This window comes from Bradyrhizobium sp. MV1.5, from assembly GCF_055807615.1.
This window is the reverse complement of the sequence record NZ_JBVVPL010000057.1, coordinates 1-22,438: the sequence shown is the minus strand read 5'-3', so window position 1 is coordinate 22,438 and position 22,438 is coordinate 1. Positions and strand designations below refer to the sequence as shown.

Annotated in this window: 20 protein-coding genes; 13 read left to right on the top strand and 7 right to left on the bottom strand. The window is 64.2% G+C overall.

The genetic code is table 11. The features are described from left to right. The first annotated feature begins 78 nt into the window (after nt 1-78). Nucleotides 79-1,014 carry a DMT family transporter gene (locus AC0L2J_RS31715; protein WP_473395612.1) on the top strand — a complete coding sequence of 312 codons (936 nt, stop codon included), beginning with the start codon at nt 79-81 and terminating at the stop codon, nt 1,012-1,014. Between the two features lie 97 nt (nt 1,015-1,111). Next, on the top strand, nt 1,112-2,089 hold the full coding sequence (locus tag AC0L2J_RS31710) for a Bug family tripartite tricarboxylate transporter substrate binding protein (RefSeq protein ID WP_473395610.1): 978 nt from the start codon (nt 1,112-1,114) through the stop codon (nt 2,087-2,089). 123 nt (nt 2,090-2,212) lie between these two features. On the opposite strand, the gene AC0L2J_RS31705 is transcribed toward AC0L2J_RS31710, so the two are convergent. Next, on the bottom strand, nt 2,213-3,898 hold the full coding sequence (locus AC0L2J_RS31705) for a methyl-accepting chemotaxis protein (protein WP_007614157.1): 1,686 nt from the start codon (nt 3,896-3,898) through the stop codon (nt 2,213-2,215). Between the two features lie 250 nt (nt 3,899-4,148). Between AC0L2J_RS31705 and AC0L2J_RS31700 the strand changes: the two genes are divergently transcribed. The 6 genes from AC0L2J_RS31700 (at nt 4,149) to AC0L2J_RS31675 (ending at nt 11,218) form a co-directional block, all read left to right on the top strand. Further along, the gene (locus tag AC0L2J_RS31700; RefSeq protein WP_473395609.1) at nt 4,149-5,192 is read left to right on the top strand and encodes a C-terminal binding protein; all 1,044 of its coding nucleotides are present in this window, start codon (nt 4,149-4,151) and stop codon (nt 5,190-5,192) included. A 100-nt stretch (nt 5,193-5,292) separates the two neighbouring features. Next, on the top strand, nt 5,293-6,636 hold the full coding sequence (locus tag AC0L2J_RS31695; RefSeq protein ID WP_063994818.1) for an ABC transporter substrate-binding protein: 1,344 nt from the start codon (nt 5,293-5,295) through the stop codon (nt 6,634-6,636). Between the two features lie 136 nt (nt 6,637-6,772). Further along, nucleotides 6,773-7,729, top strand: a complete 957-nt coding sequence (locus AC0L2J_RS31690) for a carbohydrate ABC transporter permease (protein WP_027570394.1) — start codon at nt 6,773-6,775, stop codon at nt 7,727-7,729. Beyond that, nucleotides 7,722-8,618 (top strand): carbohydrate ABC transporter permease, encoded by an 897-nt coding sequence (locus AC0L2J_RS31685; protein ID WP_007614166.1) that lies wholly within the window; start codon nt 7,722-7,724, stop codon nt 8,616-8,618. The genes AC0L2J_RS31690 and AC0L2J_RS31685 overlap by 8 nt, the downstream gene beginning before the upstream one ends. Nucleotides 8,619-8,750: 132 nt before the next feature. Continuing rightward, complete coding sequence (locus tag AC0L2J_RS31680) at nt 8,751-9,719, top strand: MBL fold metallo-hydrolase (protein WP_473395626.1); 969 nt, start codon at nt 8,751-8,753, stop codon at nt 9,717-9,719. Nucleotides 9,720-9,862: 143 nt separating this feature from the next. After that, nucleotides 9,863-11,218 (top strand): esterase-like activity of phytase family protein, encoded by a 1,356-nt coding sequence (locus AC0L2J_RS31675; protein WP_473395606.1) that lies wholly within the window; start codon nt 9,863-9,865, stop codon nt 11,216-11,218. Between the two features lie 161 nt (nt 11,219-11,379). Here the strand turns inward: AC0L2J_RS31675 and AC0L2J_RS31670 are convergent, their stop codons facing one another. Beyond that, a complete protein-coding gene (locus tag AC0L2J_RS31670; protein ID WP_473395605.1) occupies nt 11,380-13,056 on the bottom strand; it encodes a mucoidy inhibitor MuiA family protein in 1,677 nt (558 codons plus the stop codon). Nucleotides 13,057-13,224: 168 nt separating this feature from the next. Next, nucleotides 13,225-13,845: a response regulator transcription factor gene (locus AC0L2J_RS31665; RefSeq protein ID WP_007614177.1), complete on the bottom strand. Its 621-nt coding sequence runs from the start codon at nt 13,843-13,845 to the stop codon at nt 13,225-13,227. A gap of 203 nt (nt 13,846-14,048) precedes the next feature. Here AC0L2J_RS31665 and AC0L2J_RS31660 point away from each other — a divergent pair, with 203 nt between their 5' ends. Beyond that, nucleotides 14,049-15,077: an AraC family transcriptional regulator gene (locus AC0L2J_RS31660; RefSeq protein ID WP_007614179.1), complete on the top strand. Its 1,029-nt coding sequence runs from the start codon at nt 14,049-14,051 to the stop codon at nt 15,075-15,077. 2 nt (nt 15,078-15,079) lie between these two features. Here AC0L2J_RS31660 and AC0L2J_RS31655 read toward each other — a convergent pair whose 3' ends face one another. Next, nucleotides 15,080-16,291, bottom strand: coding sequence for an NnrS family protein (locus AC0L2J_RS31655; RefSeq protein WP_473395603.1), 1,212 nt, complete (start codon nt 16,289-16,291; stop codon nt 15,080-15,082). Nucleotides 16,292-16,419: 128 nt separating this feature from the next. Between AC0L2J_RS31655 and AC0L2J_RS31650 the strand changes: the two genes are divergently transcribed. Next, a complete protein-coding gene (locus AC0L2J_RS31650) occupies nt 16,420-17,130 on the top strand; it encodes a Crp/Fnr family transcriptional regulator (RefSeq protein ID WP_063994810.1) in 711 nt (236 codons plus the stop codon). 86 nt (nt 17,131-17,216) lie between these two features. Here AC0L2J_RS31650 and AC0L2J_RS31645 read toward each other — a convergent pair whose 3' ends face one another. Both AC0L2J_RS31645 and hemN read right to left on the bottom strand, forming a co-directional pair. Then, nucleotides 17,217-17,414 carry a DUF1858 domain-containing protein gene (locus AC0L2J_RS31645; RefSeq protein WP_007596228.1) on the bottom strand — a complete coding sequence of 66 codons (198 nt, stop codon included), beginning with the start codon at nt 17,412-17,414 and terminating at the stop codon, nt 17,217-17,219. A gap of 188 nt (nt 17,415-17,602) precedes the next feature. Next, the gene (hemN, locus tag AC0L2J_RS31640; protein WP_473395602.1) at nt 17,603-18,955 is read right to left on the bottom strand and encodes an oxygen-independent coproporphyrinogen III oxidase; all 1,353 of its coding nucleotides are present in this window, start codon (nt 18,953-18,955) and stop codon (nt 17,603-17,605) included. 159 nt (nt 18,956-19,114) lie between these two features. Here hemN and AC0L2J_RS31635 point away from each other — a divergent pair, with 159 nt between their 5' ends. From AC0L2J_RS31635 to AC0L2J_RS31625, 3 genes are all read left to right on the top strand, one after another. After that, nucleotides 19,115-19,321 (top strand): hypothetical protein, encoded by a 207-nt coding sequence (locus tag AC0L2J_RS31635; RefSeq protein WP_473395601.1) that lies wholly within the window; start codon nt 19,115-19,117, stop codon nt 19,319-19,321. Between the two features lie 236 nt (nt 19,322-19,557). Further along, nucleotides 19,558-20,655, top strand: coding sequence for a copper-containing nitrite reductase (gene nirK, locus AC0L2J_RS31630; protein ID WP_473395600.1), 1,098 nt, complete (start codon nt 19,558-19,560; stop codon nt 20,653-20,655). 50 nt (nt 20,656-20,705) lie between these two features. After that, nucleotides 20,706-21,584 carry an SUMF1/EgtB/PvdO family nonheme iron enzyme gene (locus AC0L2J_RS31625; RefSeq protein WP_473395599.1) on the top strand — a complete coding sequence of 293 codons (879 nt, stop codon included), beginning with the start codon at nt 20,706-20,708 and terminating at the stop codon, nt 21,582-21,584. Between the two features lie 257 nt (nt 21,585-21,841). On the opposite strand, the gene AC0L2J_RS31620 is transcribed toward AC0L2J_RS31625, so the two are convergent. Continuing rightward, the coding region (locus tag AC0L2J_RS31620; protein ID WP_473395597.1) for a 3-oxoacid CoA-transferase subunit B at nt 21,842-22,438 on the bottom strand (597 nt) is incomplete at its 5' end.

The following is a 22,438-nucleotide window of genomic DNA, read 5'->3' as shown; positions in this document are numbered from 1 at the left end:
TCATGCCTGCATTGTAGCATTGCGGCCGCGTGACTTGTGTCACGACGTAAATCCGGCGCAAGCTCGTATCCAACGCCAATGACGACCGCCTCGCCCGCGCCACCGGCTTCCAATCCAGCCAGTTGGCTCAACAACCAGCCTTATCTGCTGCTCAGCCTGAGCTCGCTGTTCTGGGCCGGCAACATCGTGCTCGCGCGCCACGTCGGCGCGCATGTGCCGCCGCTGACGGTGACCACGATCCGCTGGTTCGGCGTGTTCCTGATCCTCCTGCCGTTCGCCTGGCCGCATCTGAAGCGCGACTGGCCGAATCTGCGCAAGAGCCTGCCGCTGATGCTGTTCCTGTCGCTGGTGGGCTTCGCCTTCAACAACGCGATCTCGTACTGGGCGATGCAGTACACGGAAGCGCTGAACGCGCTGCTGATCCAGTCGGCCGGGCCGCTGTTCGTGGCGCTGTGGTCGCTGGTGCTGTTCGGAGTGCGGCTGACCGGTGCGCAGCTCGCCGGCATCGGGATCTCGCTTCTCGGCGTGCTGATCATCATCCTGCGCGGCGATCTCGCCGCGCTCGCGAGCATCAGCTTCAACAGGGGCGACATCATGTTCGCCTCCTCGCTGGTGGCGTTCGGGATCTACTCCGCCTTCATCCCGCGGCGACCGAAGATCCACCAACTCTCCTTTCTCTCCTTCACCACCTGCTGCGGCGCGACGATGCTGCTGCCGACCGCGATCTGGGAGGCCTGGAGCGGCCGCGTCCTGCAACTCGACGGGGTGACGCTGGCGACGCTGGGCTACATCCTGATCTTTCCCTCGACGCTGGCCTATCTCTTCTTCAACCGGGGCGTGGCGCTGATCGGCCCGAACCGCGCCGCGCCGTTCTTCCATCTGGTGCCGGTGTTCGGCTCGGCGATGGCGATCCTGCTGCTCGGCGAAAAGATTCAGCCATTCCACTTGATCGGCTACCTGCTGGTGCTCGCCGGCGTCGTGATCGCCTCGCGCCAGGGGTCTGCGGTGAAGTAATTCCGCAGCGCGAGACGAGGCGACAAACTCGCGTCTTCCGATTTCGACGAGGAGACGCTAGGTTCCCCGCCAACGAAAAAAGAGGGAACGAACCGACATGCTTTCAGCGTTGATCCGAAACCTGCGTGCCATCGGCACGGCCGTCCTTTGTCTCGCCGCCGCGTCCGCTGCGCAGGCCGACAACTATCCGAGCCGCAACATCACGCTGGTGCTGCCGTTCGCGGCCGGCAGCGGCACCGACACCACGACGCGGCTGATCTCGCAGCATTTGTCGCAGGCCCTCGGCGTCGGCATCGTGATCGAGAACAAGGCGGGCGCCAACGGCATGATCGCCGCCACCTATGTCGCGCGCGCCGCGCCCGACGGCTACACGCTGCTGGTGACCACCAACACCACGCATTCGGCCAATCCCTATCTGCTCAAAAGCCTGACCTACGATCCCGTCAAGGACTTCACCCCGATCGCGCGCACCGGCGACCTGCCCTTCATGCTGGTGATCCACCCGGAGGTGCCGGCCAAGACGGTCGGCGAACTCATCGCCTACGGCAAGGCCAATCCGGGCAAGCTGAGCTACGCCTCGGGCTCGTCCTCGGCGATCGTGTCGGGTGCGACCTTCGCGCACAATGCCGGGCTCGACCTCCTGCACGTGCCCTACAAGAGCTCGCCGCCGGCGCTCAACGACGTCATGGGCGGACGCGTCTCGATGATGTTCGTGGACATCCTGACCGGCCTGCCGCATGTCCAGGGCAACGCCCTACGCGCGCTCGCCGTCACGACAAAGGACCGCTCGGCGCTGGTGCCGAACCTGCCCTCGATGCAGGAGGCCGGCGTGCGGGACTTCGACATCTCGTCGTGGCAGGGCTATTTCGGACCCGCCGGCATGCCCAAGGAGATCGTGACGCGACTCAACGCCGAAATCCGGAAGATCATCGAGCAGCCGGAGATCAAGGCCAAGCTCGCCACCCTCGGCATGGACGCGTTTTCGGGCACGCCGGAGCAGCTCGGTACGTTCGTGAGCGAACAGCTGGTGTTGTGGGAGAAGCTGATCCGGGAGGCGGGGATCGAGAAGCAGTAGGACGGTCTCGTAGGGTGGGCAAAGCGAAACGTGCCCACCGAGAAGTTACCGCGAACTCAAAAGGAAAAAGGGTGGGCACGACGCTTCGCGTCTTTGCCCACCCTACGAATTCAGTGCAAGAACTTACGCCGCGCGCATCTTGGCGAGGAAGCCGTCGACTGCGCTGCGCAGCGCGCCGGACTGGCTGTCGAGCTCGCGGGCGTTGGTGAGCACGTCGGCTGCCGCCGTGCCGGTCGCTTCCGCGGCCGACGTGACGCTGCCGATATTGGCGTTGATCTCGCTCGAGCCGGCGGCGACCGACTGGATATTGCGGGCGATCTCGCGGGTCGCCTCGCCCTGCTGCTCGATCGAGGCGGAAATGCCCGCGGTGATCTGGCTCATCTCGGCGATGGTCTGGGTGATGCCGCCGATGGCGGCGACCGCATCGCTGGTCGAGGTCTGCATCGCCGCGACCTGGGCGGAGATTTCCTCGGTCGCCTTGGCGGTCTGGTTGGCGAGGGCCTTGACTTCGGAAGCGACGACGGCGAAGCCGCGGCCGGATTCACCGGCACGCGCCGCCTCGATGGTGGCGTTGAGGGCGAGCAGATTGGTCTGCGCCGCGATCGAGTGGATCAGCTTGACCACCTCGCCGATCTTCTCGGCGCCGGTGGAGAGCTCCTGCACCGTGGCATTGGTGCGCTCGGCGTCGTTGACGGCGCGGCTCGCCACTTCGGTCGAGCGGGTGACCTGGCGCGAGATTTCCGCAACCGAGCTCGACAGCTCTTCGGCGGCGGCGGCAACCGTGCCGACATTGCCCGACGCTCTCTGCGAGGCGGCGCCGACCGTCGCCGCACGCGAAGAGGCGTCGCTGGCGGTCGCGGTCATCGATTGCGCCGTGGCTTGCATACCCGTCGCGGCCGAGGAGACCGAGCGGACGATGCCGTTGACGCTGCGTTCGAAGTCGCTGGCGATGCCCTCCATCGCGCTGCGACGTTCCGCCGCGACACGATCCTTGGCATCGGCTTCGCTCTTCTCGATTTCGCGAATGCGCAGTGCGTTGTCCTTGAAGATCTGGACGGTCGAGGCCATTGCGCCGACCTCGTCGCCACGGCCGACGCCGGGAATGTCGCCCTCGAGCTTGCCCTCGGCGAGATCCTTCATGCGGGCGCCGAGCAGCGCCAAGGGACGGCTGATGCTGCGGCCGAGCAGCCAGGCGACGCTTCCGGCGACGATGACGATACCGAACATGGCGAGACCGAGCAGCCAGTAGACCGGGCCCATCTTTGCGTCGATGTCGTCGAGATAGGCGCCGGTGCCGAGATACATCTCGAGTTCGGGGACGGCCACCGCGTAGCCCATCTTCCGGATCAAGCCTTCGTGGCCCGGTTTCGCGTATTCATAGGTCAAAAGGATCGAACCGTTAGCCTTCGCGCCGTTCATCAGCTCCAAGGACAGTTTGCGGCCATTGGTCAGAACTTCCATGCGGTTGGTGCCGATCTGCTTTGGATCTGGCGCCAGCTGCGTGATACCGTCATAGGACGTCCCGAATAGATAACCGGCCCCTTTGTCATAGGTCATCGCGTTGCCGTAGCGGCGAAGATCAGCCATCGCGGCGTCCTTCGTCATCTCGCCCGCATCCACCCGCTTCTTCAGCGCCACCGCATAGTTGCGGCCCATGTCGACGATGGCCTTGGCCTGCTCGATACGCGCGTTCACCATCTCCTGCTTCATCAGATAGCCGGCCAGAAATCCGGAGATGCACAGGCCGAACAAGGTGACGCCGACGAGAATGCCGAGCTTAGGGGCGATCTTCAGATTGCTCAATTTCACGGGATGCTCCGGCAACAAAGGGATAAGGATGCGCGAGGGAATCGATCTCAATTGAATCAACTTTTAGTGGCGAGCCCTTAGCAACCTGTTACGGAGCGCCCCGTAAAAGCCCGGAGGAAACGTCTGGGCCGTCGCACAAATCGCCGCCACGGCAACCGCCGATTGTACGCAACCGCCCCGATTTCGCGTAAAAGACGCAAAGGCCCGCGCGAAGGCGGGTCGCAACAAGAAACCAAATCGGGAGCAGGACATGCCGAAATACAGGATCGTGACGCCGAAGGGCGCGAGCTTCACGGTCGCGAGCAGCGATTATTCCTATGAGCGTGAGGCGCTCGATCCGATCGACGCCGAGATCGTCGAGGCCCCGGCCGACGAGGCCGGGTTCATCGCCGCCGCGAAGACAGCGGACGCCATCTACGCCAAGGGTATCCCGATCACCAAGACCATCATCGACGCGCTGGAGAGCTGCAAGGTCATCACGCTGGGCTCGGTCGGCGTCGACAGCGTCGACATCAAGGCTGCAACCGCGCGCGGCATTCCCGTCACCAACATCCCCGACACCTTCATCGAGGAGGTCGCCGACCACGCCATGATGCTGCTGCTCGCAGGCTTCCGCCGCCTGGTCGAGCAGGACCGGATGGTGCGCAGCGGCCGCTGGGCCGAGGGCAGGCCGGCGTTGTCGAAGATTCCACGGCTGATGGGCCGGACGCTCGGCTTCATCTCGTTCGGCCGCGTGGCGCGTGCAGTTGCGAAACGCGCGGCGCCGTTCGGGCTGCGGATGATGGCCTACGATCCCTTCATCCAGGAAACGCTGATGTCCGACCACGGCGTGATTCCGGCGACGCTGAACGAGGTGCTGTCGCAATCCGACTTCGTCTCGATGCACGCCCCCGCCCGGCCCGAGGTGCATCACATGCTCACCGAGAAGCACTTCCGGCAGATGAAGAAGGGCTCGGTCTTCATCAACACCGGCCGCGGCGCCACCGTGGACGAGGAAAGCCTGATCAAGGCGCTTCAGGAGGGCTGGATCGCCCATGCCGCCCTCGACGTGCTGGAGAAGGAGCCGCCCTCGCACAACAATCCGCTGCTCGGCATGGACAACGTCACCCTGACCGCCCATGTCGCCTCCGCCTCGGCACGGTTCGACGAGGCGCGCAAGCGCCGGGTGGGCTACGAATTGTCACTGGTGCTTCAGGGCATGTGGCCGGTAAGCTGCGTCAATCCGTCGGTGCTGCAAGACACCGCGCTCCGCCGCTGGCAGCCTGTCAGCATGGACCGCGGTCCGAACAGCTAGGCGGGACGGCCGCGAAGGCGCGCCGGCAACCGGCAAAAGACTGAAAACGACCCTTCACCGGCGATCAACGCCGGGAAGGGAAACACATAGGGAGGAACCGATGAGGAACGACATCACACGTCGTGATGCCTTGGCGCTGGGCCTGTCCGCTGCGGCAATCGCGGCAACCGGTGCTCCGGCAAATGCGCAATCCGCGATCAAGGCCGCGGACGTCCCCGCACCGAAACTGCCGATCGAGAAAGGCGCATCCCTGCGCATGCTGCGACCGGTCCGTTTCGTCCAGGCCGACGAGGACGTGTTCCGCGCCAATGCGGCAAAATTCACCAAGGAGACCGGCGTCGAGGTCAAGGTCGATTTCGTCGGCTGGGAGGACATCAACCAGCAAACCGCGGTGACCTCGAATTCCGGCGCGGGTCCCGACATCATCATCGGCTTCTCTGACGCACCGCACATCTATGTCGACAAGCTGGTCGAGCTGACCGACGTCGCCGATTATCTCGGCAAGCGGTACGGCGGCTGGCTGCCGCTGGCGCAGCGCTACGGCAAGAAGAACAAGAGCCCCACTTGGATCGGGCTGCCGTTCGGCGCCACCGCGGGTCCGCTGATCTACCGCAAGTCGATCCTGCAATCGGTCGGCTTCGACAAGGTGCCGGAAGACCATGCCGGAATCCTCGACCTGTGCCAGAAGCTCCAGAAGGCCGGCAAGCCGGCGGGCTTCGCCCTCGGCAATGCCAAGGGGGACGGCAACGGGTTCGCAAGCTGGGCGCTATGGTCGCACAACGCGGCCCTGCTGGACGAAGAGGGCAACGTCATCATCAACAGCAAGGAGACGATCGCCGCGCTGAACTGGGTCAAGCAGCTCTACCCGACCTTCATCGCCGGCACGACGTCCTGGAATGACGTCAGCAACAATCGCGCCTACGCCGCGCAGGAGATCGCGCTGACCGCCAACGGCGTCTCGCTGTATTTTTCGCTGAAGAACGATCCGGCGACCAAGGCAATCGCCGACGACAGTGAACATCAACTGCTGCCGAAAGGTGTCGCCAAGGTCTCGCCGATGGCGGGCCTGACGCTGAACGCCATGGTGTTCAAGCACAGCCAGTACCCCAATGCCGCAAAGGCCTTCCTGCAATACATGCTGGAAAAAGACCAGTACGAGCCTTGGCTCAACGCCAATTCCGGCTACTGGTCCCAGCCGCTCGCCGCCTATGCCGAAGCGGCCGTATGGTCGCAGGATCCCAAGGTGCAGCTGTTCAAGAACACCATGAACAGCACCTATTACGACGGCTACGCCGGCCCGATCTCGACCGCGACCGGCGCCGTGAGCGCCGACTACGTGCTGATTCAGATGTTCGCGTCGGTTGCGACCGGCGCTGCCACACCGGAAGCCGCGGCTGCGGAAGCCGAGCAGCGCTGCAAGCGGTACTTCCGGCGGCAGAAGTAACGCTGGACAGAAGTTCGTCATTGCGAGCGAAGCTAAGCAATCCAGCCTGTCTCCGCGCTTACAGCCTGGATTGCTTCGTCGCTTCGCTCCTCGCAATGACGGGCGTGGTGACTTCCAGAGACAGGACAACGACCCGATGTCCGTGACCACACTTCCCACTCTCGCCCTCGCACGACGGCAGCCCTCCTGGCTGGTACGCCTGTTCGACTACAAGCCGTTCCTGATCGTGATGTGCCTCGCACCCGCGATCGGGCTGCTCACGGTGTTCCTGACCTATCCGCTCGGCCTCGGCATCTGGCTCGCCTTCACCGACACCACGATCGGCAGAAAAGGCGTCTTCGTCGGCTTCGAGAATTTCCAGTACCTGCTCACAGATTCCCTGTGGTGGAACGCGGTATTCTACAGCGTGGTCTACACGGGGATCGCGACCTTCGGAAAGTTCGCGCTGGGCTTCTGGCTCGCGCTGCTGCTCAACAACCATTTTCCGTTCAAGAGCCTGTTGCGTGCGATCATCCTGATGCCCTGGATCGTGCCCACGGTGCTCTCGGCGCTGGCGTTCTGGTGGATCTACGATCCGCAGTTCTCGATCATCTCCTACCTTCTGGTCGACGTGCTGCACTGGCGCACGACCAATATCGACTTTCTCGGCTCGCCCTGGCCGGCGCGCTTCTCGCTGATCGCTGCCAACATCTGGCGCGGCATTCCTTTCGTCGCGATCTCGCTGCTGGCGGGCCTGCAGACCATTTCGCCCTCGCTCTATGAAGCCGCGATGCTCGATGGCGCCAGCGCCTGGCAGCGGTTCCGCTACATCACCTTCCCGATGATGATGCCGATCCTCGCCATCGTCATGACCTTCTCGATCATCTTCACCTTCACCGACTTCCAGCTCGTCTATGCCATCACCCGCGGCGGCCCCGGCAACTCGACGCATTTGCTGGCCACGCTGGCCTTCCAGCGCGGCATTGCCGGCGGCGAGCTCGGCGAGGGTGCGGCGATCGCGGTGTCGATGATCCCGTTCCTGGTGTTCGCGACGCTGTTCTCTTATTTCGGCTTGGCCCGCCGCAAATGGCAGCAGGGAGAGAGCAATGACTGATACCGCCGCCCAGCCGGCCGCCGTCGCCACCACACCGCCGGACACCATGGCCTGGGATTCCGGGCTGCGGCGGCTGATGATGATCTACCTGCCGCTCGGCTGCTTCGTGCTGATCCTGCTGTTTCCGTTCTACTGGATGGCAATCACGTCGTTCAAGCCGAACGCAGAGCTGATGAACTACCGGGAGCACAACCCGTTCTGGATCTCCTCGCCGACGCTGGCCCACATCAAGCACCTGTTGTTCGACACCGCCTATCCGCGCTGGCTGTGGACGACGATGCTGGTCGCGATCGGCGCGACCACGCTGTCGCTGATCGCGAGCACGCTGGCCGCCTATGCGATCGAACGCCTGCGCTTCCGCGGCAGCCCCTATGTCGGCCTCGGCATCTATCTCGCCTATCTCGTGCCGCCGTCGATCCTGTTCATTCCGCTGGCAACCGTGGTCGTGCAGTTCGGCCTGTTCGACAGCCCGCTTGCCCTGATCCTGGTCTATCCGACCTTCCTGGTGCCATTCTGCACCTGGCTCCTGATCGGCTATTTCAAGTCGATCCCCTACGAGCTCGAGGAATGTGCGCTGGTGGACGGCGCCACACGGCTCCAGATCCTGCGCCGGATCACGCTGCCGCTGGCGGTGCCCGGCCTGATCTCGGCCGGCATCTTCTCCTTCACGCTGTCCTGGAACGAGTTCATCTACGCGCTCGCCTTCATCCAGAGCGGCGCCAACAAGACGGTGCCGGTCGCGATCCTGACCGAGCTCGTCACCGGCGACGTCTACCAGTGGGGGGCGCTGATGGCGGGATCGCTGCTCGGCTCGCTGCCGGTTGCGATCTTCTACTCGCTGTTCGTGGATTATTACGTGTCCTCGCTGACAGGCGCGGTCAAGGAGTAACTCGTGGCTGCGCGCGAGCGCAGTCGATCGTGCTATCGTGATAGACCGCATGCTGCATTGGCCCCACGCTGCATCCTGACAGCGGGGTCGATCATTGGCGCCGTCGATAGTCGCTCGAGAAGCGAGAATTGCATGCGTTCGACACGGCTCCCATCATTATCTCGACGCGGTTTCTGCCTGTGTTGCGTTGGCGCCGCGACGGCCGCCGCTTCGGGATGGCTTAGCCCCAGGCAAGCGTACGCGGAGGCGCGAGGCATCGTCAGCCTGATCAAGGACAGCGCTGCTGTATCGCCGATTGTCGCGCACAAGCTCCGAAACAACATCACCGTGCTGGAAGGCTCCGGCGGCAACATTGCCGTGCTGACCGGGCCCGACGGCAAGGTACTGATCGATGCGGGCATCCGCGTCTCACGTCCGCAACTCACCAAAGCGCTGGCCGATCTGGGCGCCGATCCCGTCACCCATCTCGTCAACACCCATTGGCATTTCGATCATGCCGATGGCAACGAATGGCTGCATGCAGCCGGCGCCAAAATCATAGCGCAGGAAAACACCCGCAAACACCTTGCCGAAGTGCAGCGGGTCGAGGACTGGGACTACAATTTCCTTCCGCTCGGCGGGGGCGGAATCCCAAGCGAAGTCTTTGCCGACAGCCGCGAGCTTAAGCTCAACGGAACCTCGATCGGCCTGAAATATTACGGACCCGCGCACACCGACAGCGATATCTCCGTCACCTTCGCAGACGCCAACATCGTTCATGTCGCCGACATGTTCTGGAACGGCATCTATCCGTTCATCGACTATTCCACCGGCGGCAGCATCGACGGGATGATCGCTGCATGCGACGCTAATCTCGCAGCGATGGACAAGGACACGATCGTCATCGCCGGCCATGGCAAACCGGTCGGCAACAAAGCCGAATTCCAGGCCTTTCGCGACATGCTCGCCGGGATCCGCGACAACGTCGCCCGCCTCAAGAAGCAGGGACGAACGCGGGATGAAACCGTTGCGGCGAAGCCGACAGCGGCCTTCGACGCGATATGGGGGCAATTCGTGATCGATCCCGGCTTCTTCACCAGACTGGTCTATCAGGGCGTTTAGGTTCGAAATTCCGCGGCCCTCCGCCCCGACGTCGTTACCGGCGCCGGTCAAGAGGTAGACCGTCGACCGCGGCGTTTGGCCCGGCTTCACAAAACTGCAATGCGCGGTCCGCATAAGATGTCCTCCGTTAACAGGAGACGCACATGCGCGCGACTTTTCTTGGCACCGTCGCAACGATCATTCTTACCGCGAGCTCCGCGCTCGCACAGAGCGAAGGCGAATTCCCCGCCAAGCTCGCCGGCCATTTGGTGATGCCGGCTGCCACCTTCATCGACGCGCCGGCTGATGCCCCCGCCGATCTCAAGACATCCGGCAAATACACCACCGGGAAGCGCGTCGACGCGCTCGGCACGGTGATGGGCAAGTCCTATGAGCGGGCGACCGGCGTATCGTTGCCGTTCAAGGGCCAGCCGTTGCAGGGCCATTCCGGCATCAAGTCGATGGGCGACGGCACCTTCTGGGTCATCACCGACAACGGCATGGGCGCGCGCGCCAATTCGCCGGATTCGATGCTGTACCTCAACCGCTACAAGATGGATTGGGTCGGCGGCAAGATCGAGCGGCTGGAAACCGTGTTCCTGCACGATCCCGACAGACGCGTGCCGTTCCGCATCGTGCACGAGGACACCGAGAGGCGCTATCTCACCGGCTCCGACTTCGACACCGAAGGTTTTCAGATCATCGGCGACACTTTCTGGATCGGAGACGAATTCGGCCCCTATATCCTGAAGGCCGACAAGACCGGCAAGATTCTCGGCCTGTTCGAGACGGTCGCCGACGGCAAGCCGGTGCGCTCGCCGGATCACTGGGCGGTGGCGACGCCGGGAGCACCGGGCGCGACCTACAGCAACGTCAACCTCCGCCGCTCCAAGGGTTATGAGGGCTTCGCCTCCTCGAAAGACGGCAAGTTCCTCTACGGTCTGCTCGAGGGGCCGCTGTGGAACGCCGAGAAGAAGGACTGGGAGAAGGTCGACGGCAAGGAAGCCTCGCGTATCCTGGAATTCGACGTCGCCGCGGAGAAATTCACCGGCCGCTACTGGCAATATGTGTTCGAGCAGAACGGCAATGCCATCGGCGACTTCAACATGATCGATCCGAGCGCCGGCCTGATCATCGAGCGCGACAACGGCGAAGGCACGGCCGACAAGGCCTGCCCGCAAGGCACCCGCGGCGAGAACTGCTTCCCTGACGTGGCCAAGTTCAAGCGCGTCTACAAGATCGAGCTCACGGAGGCCAATGTCGGCAAGCCCGTGCGCAAGATCGGCTATATCGATCTGATGAAGATCAGGGATCCCGACAAGAAGGCGAAGAAGCCGCTCAATGACGGCGTCTACACCTTCCCGTTCTTCACCATCGAGAACGTCGATCGTGTAGACGAAACCCACATCATCGTCGGCAACGACAACAATCTGCCGTTCTCGTCCAGCCGCGATCCCAACAAGGCCGACGACAACGAGTTCATGTTGCTGGAAGTCGCGGATTTTCTGAAGGCGAAGTGAGCCCTGCTCTCTCCTCTCCCTCTCCCCGTTCTTACGGGGAGAGGGTTGGGGTGAGGGGCTCGATCCATGAAGACGGTGAGCGTGCGACTCGCGGAGAGTCCCCCTCACCCGGCGCTTCGCGCCGACCTCTCCCCGCAAGCGCGGCGAGGTAAAGAACTCCCCTAACCGGCCGGCACGATCACCATGCTCTTGTCTTTCGGCCAGCGAATGCGCCAGGCGAAATTGATGTCCTTGACCTCGCCGGGCTTGGCATCGAACGACCATTCCAGCACGCCGCGCTTGTCGCGGATGTTGCTCGCGGTCGGCGGCGTGGTCGCAGGCAACATCTCGACGAGGATGTCCTCGCTCTCGCTGACAGGCAACTGATCCTCGATCGCGACCTTGATCGGGAAGTCGTGACCGTTGCGGATTGTGGTCTTGAACGATCGCTCGTCGGTCTTCGACGTCGTGACCAGGAGGCCGGCCGACCCTTCGTTGCGCTTGAGCACGGCGCGCTCGATCCTGACCTTGTCGTCGGCGCCGAAGCCGAGCCGCACGATATCGTCCTTGGCCGAAGCTGAGAGCTTGCCGCGGCCGACGAAGGTTCCATCGCGATAGATTGCGACCTTGCCTGGCAACAGGCTCGCGTCGTCGGTCTGCTTGAAGCTTGCCTCGAGGAAGGCGGTGGGATCCATCACCGGTGCCGCGCGCACCACGAGATCGGCGGGCACGGTCATCGAGGCGATGCGCAGGCTCTTGGCGCCCTCGGCGGCGCCGAGGTTGACGCGGCCAGGAATCTTGTAGCTGGCCTGGAAATCGCCGATTTCGGCGACCGCCTGCTGTTCTTCGGCGCGTTCGCGGATATCGTCGGCTGCCTTGGCCGCGGACGTTTCGATCTTTCGCTGCTGCATTGGCGCCGCCGCAGGCATTGCCGAATCCGAAAGCGAACCCAGCGCCCGCGGCCTCGGCACCTGCGGATATTGTGCGACCAGCGAATTCAGCTCCGGCGCGCTGCCGCCGCGACCGATGCGGACCGTGGAGACGCCGAGCGTGACGTTGGACCAGTCCTCGCCGGTTGATTGCGTGACTTCGGCACGGCGGACAAGCTCGAGCTGCGGTTTGCGATCCTTCGCGCCGGTGTCGAGGCGGGCGTCGTAGAGCGGCAGCCAGCGCGCATTGCGCACATTGTAGGTGACCCTCAACGTCGCCTTGGTTGCTGCCGGGGCGGCGATGTCCATGCGGACTTCGAGCTTGCTCGGCGGCTTGGCCTTGCGCTCGACTTCGAGCTGGCCGATCTGCCGATCGATCTCGCGCATCTTGCGCGTGGCGTCGCGAACGGCGGTATCGGCGCTCGCAATTTCCTCGCCGACGGTGGCAAAGGCCGTGCGCCATTCGGCAATCGGCCGCGCCTCGCCCTTGTCGCCGATGCCCGCGGGCGACGCTTCCGCAAAATGCTCCGCGAATTTGCGCCGCGCATTGGCCGAGTCGATCGCGCCTTGCAGGTCGGCGCGCTGGTCGTTCAGCGCCTCGATGCGCTTGTCCAGCTCCGGCAAATTGACCGGCGCCGCACGTGGCGTGCGCGCATCGATCGTGCCGATGGTGAGCTTCGTTCCCCCCTCGCCCTCCACCCGGATCGACGAGGTGTCGAGACCAAGCGGGAAGTCCTTGGCAATGAGCGTCGAGTCACCAGACGGCAGGTCCACCGCGATGACGCGGGTCACGGTCGCGCCATCGGGGTAAACGGTGACGGTATCGATGGCCGATGTGGCGTCCAATTCGGCGGCCCATGACGGCGACGCGAATGCCGTGGTCACCAGAACCAGGCTCGTCGTTGCCAAACATTTTGCGGTGATGCGCATCAAGTCCCTCCTCCAAGTCATCGCCGCCGCCAGCCGGACGCGCGATCCAATGCCTCGCCAACTTGGTTGGACGCGGCAGGGAAGGAACTGGTTCGATTGGGGTTTCCGTGGGGCGCCGCCGCGGCGGCAGCAAGGCCCGGAACGTGTCGGCGTCCCGCGACGGAGCCCTTAATCCTGAGGGGACGAACCCTGCCCGAAGATGCGGCGAAGCAGGTCTGTCACGTTCCTGGCGCCCGCCTTCTTCAGAATGCCGGCGCGATAGCCTTCGACCGTGCGTGCGCTCAGATGCATGCGCCGGGCGATCTCCTTGTTGGTCAGGCCGGCGGCCAGATGCTCGAGCACGTCGCCTTCGCGCACAGTCAGAGGTTCGCAGCCGGGCAGCCAGCGCTGCCGGTTGGAGCCGGGCTGTGCGAACTCGTCGATCGCGGCATCGATCCGGTCGACGAGGTCGCGGGTGCGGAACGGCTTCTCGATGAAGTCGGCCGCGCCGCTCCTGATGGCATCCACCGCCATGGCGATACTGCCGTTTGTTGCGGTCACCAGCACCGGCGCCATGCAGTTTTCCTCACGCAGGCGCTTGAGCACATCGAGACCGGAGCGATCGGGCGGCATCTCCAGCAGCACGCAGGCCGGCATCCGGGCCCTGGCTTCCGAGAGCAGAGACGCACCGTCGGCGAAGCAGATCACGTTGTATGCGCTCTGTTGGAGCGCGGTGGACAATTGTTCGCGGGAGGCGGCATCGGTGTCGATGACGAATACCTCACCCTTGGAAAGCATGTTCCCCGGCATAATTCCGATCCAGAAATGTCTTTGGTCAAATGGTCCGAGACGGCAGCGGGGCCTCGTCGCGCCGCGCCGTCATATGCACGGCATTCACGCCCGTGCTTCGGTTTCACTTATGTATGTTCCACCCGGTTCCCGGATTTGACGGATCGGGACATAAACTTTACATTTCGGGACATCTGCGGGAATGGCTGGCAGGACCGGTTCGCATGACCGACCTCATTCGCAGCGCGGGCTTGAGCTATTACCCGGAGGTCGCCCGGTCGGTCGGGCTCGACCCCAGACAGATGATGCGCAAGGTGAGGCTGCCGCTGGCCTGCCTCGACAAGCCCGATACGCCCATTGCTGTCACCGGCCTGCGACGTCTGCTCGAATTGTCGGCGGAGGCGTCCGGAGCCGAAGATTTCGGCTTGCGGCTTGCCGAGCGCGGCGGGCTGACCAATTTCGGCGCGGTCGGCCTGATCGTGCGCGAACAGGCGACCGTTGGTGAAGCCATCGAGGCCTTCTCGCGCTTCATCCCGATCCACCACGACGGCATGAAGCTGGACGTCACCCGCGACAAGCAGACCGTGACCGTCACGCTGCACCTGCGCGGCCGACAGCCGACCGCGCCGCGCCAGTCGATCGACATGGCGCTCGGCAGCGTCCATCGCATCATCCAGTCGCTGTTCGGCAGCGATTGGCGGCCGCAGGAAGTGCACCTGCATTATCCACCGCCGCACGACCGCAAGCGCTACCGCGAGTTCTACGGCTGCCGTGTGACCTTCAACGCGGAGGACGATTCGATCCTGTTGTCGGCACACGACATGGAGCGCCGGATCCCGAGCGCACATCCGCTGATCGCGAGCTATCTACGCAAGCGGATCGAGGCGATCGAGACGCGGCCGGCAAGCTGGGAGGAGAAGGTCGACGAGGTCGTGCGTCTCCTGCTCGCCGGCGGCGACTGCACGGTCGAGCGCGTGGCCGAGCACCTTGCCTGCACCCGCCGCACCATCCACCGCCACCTCGCCGAAGCCGGCACCAGCTTCTCGGCCATTCTCGACGCGCAGCGCGCCGATCTCGTGGTCCAGCTGATCGACGACCCCGGCCGGCCACTGGCCGACATCGCCGTGCAGCTCGGCTTCTCGGCACAGAGCGCCATGGCCCGCTGGTTCCGCGGCCATTTCGGCTGCACCATCACCGCATGGCGCAAAGGCGTCAGGCCATTGGAATCACCGACCGTGGCGACCACGGCTTGAATTCAGCGTGCCGGGACAGGCACGCCCATGATGGCGAGGGCGCGGCGACGGCTGCCGGCGAGCAGCGGCCCGAACGCAAGGGCAAAGCCGAGGAACGCAACGATCCAGCCGCAGGCGGCAATGTGCAGCAACGCGTCGCTTTGCGCAGGCCAAACCACCGCCGCGACCCGCGCCAGCGCCGCCACGATGATCGCACCGTAAATGGCTTGTGTCGCCGGCGAAGCCGTCAGCGCCTGTCCGGTATGGCCGAGACTCGCACGGCTCATCACCGCGAGCGTCATGGTTCCGGCCGCGCCCGCCATCCAAGCGTGGATGCCCGCGCTCGGCGGCAACGCGCCGAAGACGGCAAGAGCATGCAGGAGGAAGCCGAGCGGCACGAAGACATAGCCGACATGGAGGATCAGGAGCAGCCGCTCGCGGAATGTGCGGTCACCGGCCCAGCGCGCAAGCCGCACCAGATGGAGCCCGCCGACGACCGCCATCACCACGCCGGTGAAGGTGCTCAACGGCGCGATGATCCATGAGACGAGCGCCAGCGCGCTGCACCCGATCACCACCCCGTCAAAACGCCCGAACGGCACCGGGAGGCGGCCGGGGTTGAACTTGACTAGCCAGTTGCGGGTGAAGCTCGGGATGATGCGGCCGCCGATCAGCGAGATCATCACAACGACCACGCCGATGCCGACGCGGATGCCGACATCGGCCGCACCCGCATCATGCGCTTCGAGATGGAAGGCTACATTGCCGGCGAGCAGCACGAGTACCAGCACCACGACCGGCAGGTTGCGCCAGTTGCCTCCGGCGATGATCTCGCGCGTTGCAGCGGCGACGACCAGCGTCAGGAAGGCGGCATCGACGGCAAGCGCGAACGCCCAGCCGATATCGGCGGACAGCGTCACCGCGACCCGGCCGGCGAGCCAGACCGCCAGCAGCGCGCCCAAGGACGTCCCCTGGATCGGCAGCCGCCCGGTCCAGTTCGGGATCGCCGTGAACAGGAAGCCCGTGATCACCGCCGGCAGGAAGCCGTAGAGCATCTCATGGACGTGCCAGTCGCGCGGCGCGAAAGCGGAGCTCACCGACAATTCGCCGTAGAACATCGGCAGCCAGGCCAGGATCGAAAGCCCTGCCTGGATCGCGGCGAGCAGGAAAAAGGGCCGAAAGCTGTTCGCAAACAACGGCCAGCCCTCAAAGTTGCGGGATCGGGCGCCAGCCATGGGTCAACTCCAGTCGATTCAAATCGTCGCCTGGAAAAATACTGCCGTCCGGCCTGCTCGTTTTTGCGCTATCGCAAACACCCTGACGATTGCAGGTGTCATCACACTTCCAGCGCCAAGGAGGCAGAATGGCCAAGGTCGACACATCGCTGGTTGCGCATTTGCCGCTGTTTGGCGGTGTCAAGCCGGAGGACCTCGAGGAGATCCTGCGCGAGGCCCGCTCGGCGCGCTATCCCAAGAACAGCGCCATTTTCGAGCAGGGCGCGGACGCGCAATCGTTCTTCCTGCTGCTGCACGGCCATGTTCGCGCGGCCAAGACCACACCGACCGGCGAGCAGATCGTGGTGCGATATGTCGCGCCAGGCGAAACGTTCGGTCTCGCGATGGCGATCGGAGCCGCGCGCTATCCGGCCACGGCGATCGCGGTCGACGACAGCGTCGCCCTGATCTGGCCGACCTCGGCCTGGCCGCGGCTGGTCGAGCGATTTCCCTCGCTCGCCGCCAACACGCTCCAGACTGTCGGCACGCGGCTCCAGGAGAGCCACACCCGGATCCTGGAAATGTCGACCCAGCAGGTCGAGCAGCGCGTCGCGCATGCGCTGCTGCGCCTCGCCAAACAATCCGGCAAAAAGCTCGACCGCGGCATCGAGATCGACTTCCCGATCAGCCGCCAGGACATCGCGCAGATGACCGGCACCACGCTGCACACCGTGAGCCGCATCCTGAGCGGCTGGGAACAGCAGGGGCTGGTCGAAAGCGGCCGTCAGCGCATCATCCTGCGCGATCCGCATGGGATCGTCGTGCTGGCGGAGCGGAGCCCGGACAGCGGCGCGGCATAGGCCAGGGTTGAGGGTCGCTTCCACTTACGGCGAAAGCGCCCCTCACCCGGGAATCCGCGCGCGGCCCGCACGAATTCCAGACCGCTTCACGCCGGCACGCGATCGCACAGCGCGGCGAGGAATTTGTCACGATCGATGCCATGCTCGCGGCAGGCGTCATCGACCGTGTGAAAGGTTGCGATCGGACAGCCCACGCAAGCCATCCTGAAGGCGAGAAACACCCGGATCGTGTGCGGCGCCGTGCGCATGATGTCATCGACCAGATCGTCGGATCCAAAAGGCATGGACAACAACTCCGTTCGGAAACCACGATAGCGGAGCGGGCTGTGGTTTCTTTGTTGGAGCGCAAGCTGCCTTGTCATTCCGGGGCGCGCGAGGCGCGAGCCCGGAATCCATCGGGCAGCAGGCCAAGAGGTGAAATGGATTCCGGGCTCGCGCCAAGGGGCGCGCCCCGGAATGACGGAGAGAGAGACTACACCGCCCGGCTGTGCAACTGCTTCGCGGGATCCAGATGCGCGTCGAATGCGGCGGCGACGCTGCGCACGAGAAAGCGCGAGTCCTGTGCGACTGCGAGGCGGTCGCCGTCCAGTCTCACGACACCATCGGAAATCAGCGGCTTCAGACGCGACGCCGATTTCAGCACCGCCCCGGCCTCGGCGCCATGACGCGCGCAGATGTCGCCGAGATCGGCGCTGAACTCGCACATGATGCGTTCGATGATGTCGGCGCGCAGCCGATCGTCGTCGGTGAGCCCATAGCCTTTCGCGGTGGCCAAATGGCCCGCGGCGATGCTCTGCGCATAGGCGTCGATCTGCACCTCGTTCTGGACATAGCCCTGCGGCAAATGTCCGATCGCGCTCGCGCCGAAGCCGAGCAGAACTTCGCCCTTATCGGTGGTGTAGCCCTGAAAATTCCGCCGCAGCGTGCGTTGCTCGAAGGCCACGGCCATGGAATCGCCGGGTCGCGCGAAATGATCGAGCCCGATCTGCACATAGCCGGCCTCCTTCAACGCATTGGCGATCGCGCAGGCCTGGTCGTGGCGCCCAAGGCCGTCGGGCAGCACGGCCTCGTTGATCATGCGCTGGTGCTTCTTGAAAGCAGGCACATGCGCGTAGCCGAACACCGAGAAGCGGTCGGGCCCAAGCTCGAGCGAACGTCGCACCGTATCCAGGCACGAGGCAACGGTCTGGTGTGGCAGTCCGTAGATCAGATCGAAGTTGATCCCGTTGATGCCGGCGTGCTGGAGCATGTCGACCACGGAAGCCGTCTGCTCAAAACTCTGCACACGGTTGATCGCGCGCTGCACGACAGGGTCGAAGCTCTGCACGCCCAGGCTCGCGCGATTGACCCCGGAGACCCGCATGGCCTCGACCATGTCGGCAGTCAGCGTGCGAGGATCGATCTCGACCGCGATCTCGGCCGACGGCAGCACGAAGAAGGCTTGGCGCATCGCCGCCATCAACTCGGCAAAAGCCTCCGGCGCCATGATCGTCGGCGTGCCGCCGCCGAAATGGATGTGCTCGACCTTGATGCGCCGGCCGATCGTCTCGGACACCTGCGCGATCTCGCTACGCAGCGTACGCAGATAGGCCGCGATGAGCCCGTCACGACGAACGATCTGGGTATGGCAGCCGCAATACCAGCACATCTCGCGGCAGAACGGCACGTGCAGATAAAGCGACGCACTGGACGCCGCCGGGAGCTCCGCCAGCCAGAGGGCGTAGGCACCCGCGCCAATCGCCGACGAGAAATGCGGTGCGGTCGGGTAGCTCGTGTAGCGCGGCAGTCGTTCCTCGCCGTAATTCACCGCAAGATCGGCCCTCATATCGTACCCATTCGTCAATCAATGCTGCGCAGCGGGGCGGCGCATCCCGGATGGCACTAAATTACCCGTTTTCGGGTGCGAAACCTTGCGCTCGCTCAAAGTCCGAGCACGGGATCGGAGCCATGGTGACATTCGAATATTGCCCTCTGGAGACAGGTTATGGCGTCGTTCGCGTTCGATCTCGTTCTGTGGCTCACCGGCGTTCGCGGCCATATCCCGCGCTTCGATGATTTTCGTCCCCTCCCCTCCACGCCCACCGTTGGCGCCGGCCACTTCGTACGCGTAATGGTCATCACGGCCGCGGTCTTCGCCGCGCTGTCGCTCGCGGTTTGGGGCACGGTCTGGATTGCGATCCAGTTGCTCTAGTCGACAGCAATCCATTCGCAATAAACGCAACTGAACATGCGAACGATTTGCGGCCGACGCGGCTGACGTCGCGCGCCATCGCGTCTTTCGCATCGCCGACGCGATCTTCGACAAACTCCTGAGGATTTTACCGGAGGCGAATAGGACAAAAGCTTGTCGCAGCACAAACACGCTTGCTGCGATCGGCGCACACTGCATTCCGTCATCAAAACCATTTCAGATGAAGGATGCTTCCGATGTTCACCCGCCGAGCCGCATTGATCAGCGCCGCCGCAACCGCTCTGATGCTGGCGACACCCGCCTTGGCTGCCGACGATCTCAAACTGCCGCGCCAGAAGGTCGAGCTGGTCGCTCCGCCCTTCGTGCATGCGCACGAGCAAGCGACCAGGCAGGGCCCCAAGATCGTGGAGTTCCGACTCACGATCGAGGAGAAGAAGGTCGTCATCGACGAGAAGGGCACCACGTTCCAGGCGATGACCTTCAACGGCTCGATGCCAGGTCCGATGATGGTCGTGCACGAGGGCGACTACGTCGAAACGACGCTGGTCAATCCTGCAACCAATTCCATGCCGCACAACATCGACTTCCATTCCGCGACCGGTGCGCTCGGCGGCGGTGCGCTCACGCTGGTCAATCCCGGCGAGCAGGTCGTCCTGCGCTGGAAGGCGACCAAGACCGGCGTGTTCGTCTACCATTGCGCACCGGGCGGCCCGATGATCCCCTGGCACGTCGTCTCCGGCATGAACGGCGCCGTGATGGTGCTGCCGCGCGACGGCCTCAACGACGGCAAGGGCCACGCACTGAAATACGACAAGGTCTACTATGTCGGCGAGCAGGACATGTACGTGCCGCGCGACGACAAGGGCAATTTCAAGTCCTATGAGTCGCCGGGCGAAGCCTTCACCGACACCGAAGAGGTGATGAAGAAGCTGATCCCCTCCCATGTCGTGTTCAACGGCAAGGTCGGCGCGCTCACCGGCAAGAATGCGCTGACCGCCAATGTCGGCGAGAACGTGCTGATCGTGCATTCGCAGGCCAATCGCGACAGCCGTCCGCATCTGATCGGCGGCCATGGCGACTATGTCTGGGAGACCGGCAAGTTCTCCAATGCGCCGGAGACCGGGCTCGAGACCTGGTTCATCCGCGGCGGCTCGGCGGGAGCTGCGCTGTACAAGTTCATGCAGCCCGGCATCTACGCCTATGTCACGCACAATCTGATCGAGGCCGCCGACCTCGGCGCCACCGCGCACTTCAAGGTCGAAGGCAAGTGGAACGACGATCTGATGACGCAGGTGAAGGCCCCTGCCGATATCCCGGCCCCCAACACCAACTAGACGCGACGAGGGGCCGGTGAAGACCGGCTCCTTTTCCTCGGGGAACGACCATGCTGATCGCATTCAAGCTGAAACTGCTGCTCGCCTGCGCCGCCGGGCTCGCGGGGCCGATCGCAGTGGCGCCGCTGGTGTCGGACATGGGGACCCACGGCGCCGCGGCGGAGCCCGCCATCGTCAGGGTCGCGCCAGGCAGCCTGTCCTATCGCGAGGCTGGCGATTTCACCCGTGGCGGGCAGCAGGCGGAAGCGCCGCTGCGCGCGATGCGTTTCGAGAAGCCGCTGAACATCATGCGGCATCAGGTCTCGTCATCCGACTATCAGACTTGCGTGCAGGAGGGCGCTTGTCGCGCGCTTGATCGCGGCGTGGCAATCGCCTCCGATCGACCCGCGGTGCAGGTGAGCTGGCACGATGCCGAGGCTTATGCGGGTTGGCTCTCGCGCAAGACCGGTCACAGTTACCGCCTGCCGAGCGACGCGGAATGGGCCTTTGCGGCCGGCTCCAGATTCAGGGATGACGGCCTTCCGGTGGACGCAGCTGATCCATCGAAGCGCTGGATCGGCCGCTATGAACGTGAATCCGAACGCGACCTCTTCGACACGACGGCCTATCCGTTCGGCAAGTTCGGTTCGAACGAGCATGGCATCGAAGATCTCGCCGGCAATGTCTGGGAGTGGACCTCGGCCTGCTTCGTGCGCTCGCGGATCGACGCGGCCGGCAATGCCGGCAAACCGACCGTGAATTGCGGCGTGCGTATCGCCGAGGGTGCGCACCGCGCCTATGTCACGGATTTCATCCGCGACGCCCGCGCCGGCGGCTGCGCGCAAGGCGTCCCGCCCGCCAATCTCGGCTTCCGCCTGGTTCGCGAGGAGCCGTCGTGGGTCGCAAGCGTGTCGGCGCGGTGGGGTCGGGCATGGTCGGTTAAGTCATGATGCGATTGAGGTGGCAATGTGCGCGCTGCCTCCACAATGTCGTCCTGGCGAAAGCCAGGACCCATAGCCACCAAGCAAAGTATGGCGAAGACTCGCGTTGACAGCCCTTGGGACTATCGCCGACCGCGATCGATAGACCTCGCGGTATGGGTCCTGGCCTTCGCCAGGACGACCGAAGATGTGGTCACGGCGGCGCCAAGCTGAAACGAAAATGGCCGGAGCGAAGCCCCGGCCATTTCGCGGTACTTGCAAGCGCCTTACGTGTTCTTCAGCGCGACGCGGAATTCGGCTTCGGTCTTGGCCTTGACCTCGTCGAGCGAGACGCCGTCGGCGAGCTCGATCAGCGCCATGCCGCCGCTGCCGTGTTTGTCGATCGTGAAGACGGCCAGGTCAGTCACGACCATGTCGACCACGCGCTCGCCGGTCAGCGGCAAATTGCATTGCTTCAGGAGCTTTGGACCGTCCTTGGCCGAATGCTCCATCACCACGACCACGCGCTTGACGCCGGCGACGAGATCCATCGCCCCGCCCATGCCCTTGACCATCTTGCCGGGGATCATCCAGTTGGCGAGATCGCCGTTCTGGGCCACCTGCATGGCGCCGAGGATCGACAGATCCATGTGGCCGCCACGGATCATGCCGAAGGAATCCGCGCTCGAGAAATACGAGGTCGACGGCAGCTCGCTCACCGTCTGCTTGCCGGCGTTGATGAGATCGGCGTCCTCTTCACCCTCATAAGGGAACGGGCCCATGCCGAGCATGCCGTTCTCGCTCTGAAGGCTGACGTCCATGCCGTCCGGGATGTAGTTCGAGACCAGCGTCGGGATGCCGATGCCGAGATTGACGTAATAGCC

Excerpts from the sequence above, each read along its gene's own strand:
- AC0L2J_RS31715 (WP_473395612.1), top strand. The coding sequence starts at position 79 with ATGACGACCGCCTCGCCCGCGCCACCGGCTTCCAATCCAGCCAGTTGG.
- AC0L2J_RS31710 (WP_473395610.1), top strand. The coding sequence starts at position 1,112 with ATGCTTTCAGCGTTGATCCGAAACCTGCGTGCCATCGGCACGGCCGTC.
- AC0L2J_RS31700 (WP_473395609.1), top strand. The coding sequence starts at position 4,149 with ATGCCGAAATACAGGATCGTGACGCCGAAGGGCGCGAGCTTCACGGTC.
- AC0L2J_RS31695 (WP_063994818.1), top strand. The coding sequence starts at position 5,293 with ATGAGGAACGACATCACACGTCGTGATGCCTTGGCGCTGGGCCTGTCC.
- AC0L2J_RS31690 (WP_027570394.1), top strand. The coding sequence starts at position 6,773 with ATGTCCGTGACCACACTTCCCACTCTCGCCCTCGCACGACGGCAGCCC.
- AC0L2J_RS31685 (WP_007614166.1), top strand. The coding sequence starts at position 7,722 with ATGACTGATACCGCCGCCCAGCCGGCCGCCGTCGCCACCACACCGCCG.
- AC0L2J_RS31680 (WP_473395626.1), top strand. The coding sequence starts at position 8,751 with ATGCGTTCGACACGGCTCCCATCATTATCTCGACGCGGTTTCTGCCTG.
- AC0L2J_RS31675 (WP_473395606.1), top strand. The coding sequence starts at position 9,863 with ATGCGCGCGACTTTTCTTGGCACCGTCGCAACGATCATTCTTACCGCG.
- AC0L2J_RS31670 (WP_473395605.1), bottom strand. The coding sequence starts at position 13,056 with ATGCGCATCACCGCAAAATGTTTGGCAACGACGAGCCTGGTTCTGGTG.
- AC0L2J_RS31665 (WP_007614177.1), bottom strand. The coding sequence starts at position 13,845 with ATGCCGGGGAACATGCTTTCCAAGGGTGAGGTATTCGTCATCGACACC.
- AC0L2J_RS31660 (WP_007614179.1), top strand. The coding sequence starts at position 14,049 with ATGACCGACCTCATTCGCAGCGCGGGCTTGAGCTATTACCCGGAGGTC.
- AC0L2J_RS31655 (WP_473395603.1), bottom strand. The coding sequence starts at position 16,291 with ATGGCTGGCGCCCGATCCCGCAACTTTGAGGGCTGGCCGTTGTTTGCG.
- AC0L2J_RS31650 (WP_063994810.1), top strand. The coding sequence starts at position 16,420 with ATGGCCAAGGTCGACACATCGCTGGTTGCGCATTTGCCGCTGTTTGGC.
- AC0L2J_RS31645 (WP_007596228.1), bottom strand. The coding sequence starts at position 17,414 with ATGCCTTTTGGATCCGACGATCTGGTCGATGACATCATGCGCACGGCG.
- hemN (WP_473395602.1), bottom strand. The coding sequence starts at position 18,955 with ATGAGGGCCGATCTTGCGGTGAATTACGGCGAGGAACGACTGCCGCGC.
- AC0L2J_RS31635 (WP_473395601.1), top strand. The coding sequence starts at position 19,115 with ATGGCGTCGTTCGCGTTCGATCTCGTTCTGTGGCTCACCGGCGTTCGC.
- nirK (WP_473395600.1), top strand. The coding sequence starts at position 19,558 with ATGTTCACCCGCCGAGCCGCATTGATCAGCGCCGCCGCAACCGCTCTG.
- AC0L2J_RS31625 (WP_473395599.1), top strand. The coding sequence starts at position 20,706 with ATGCTGATCGCATTCAAGCTGAAACTGCTGCTCGCCTGCGCCGCCGGG.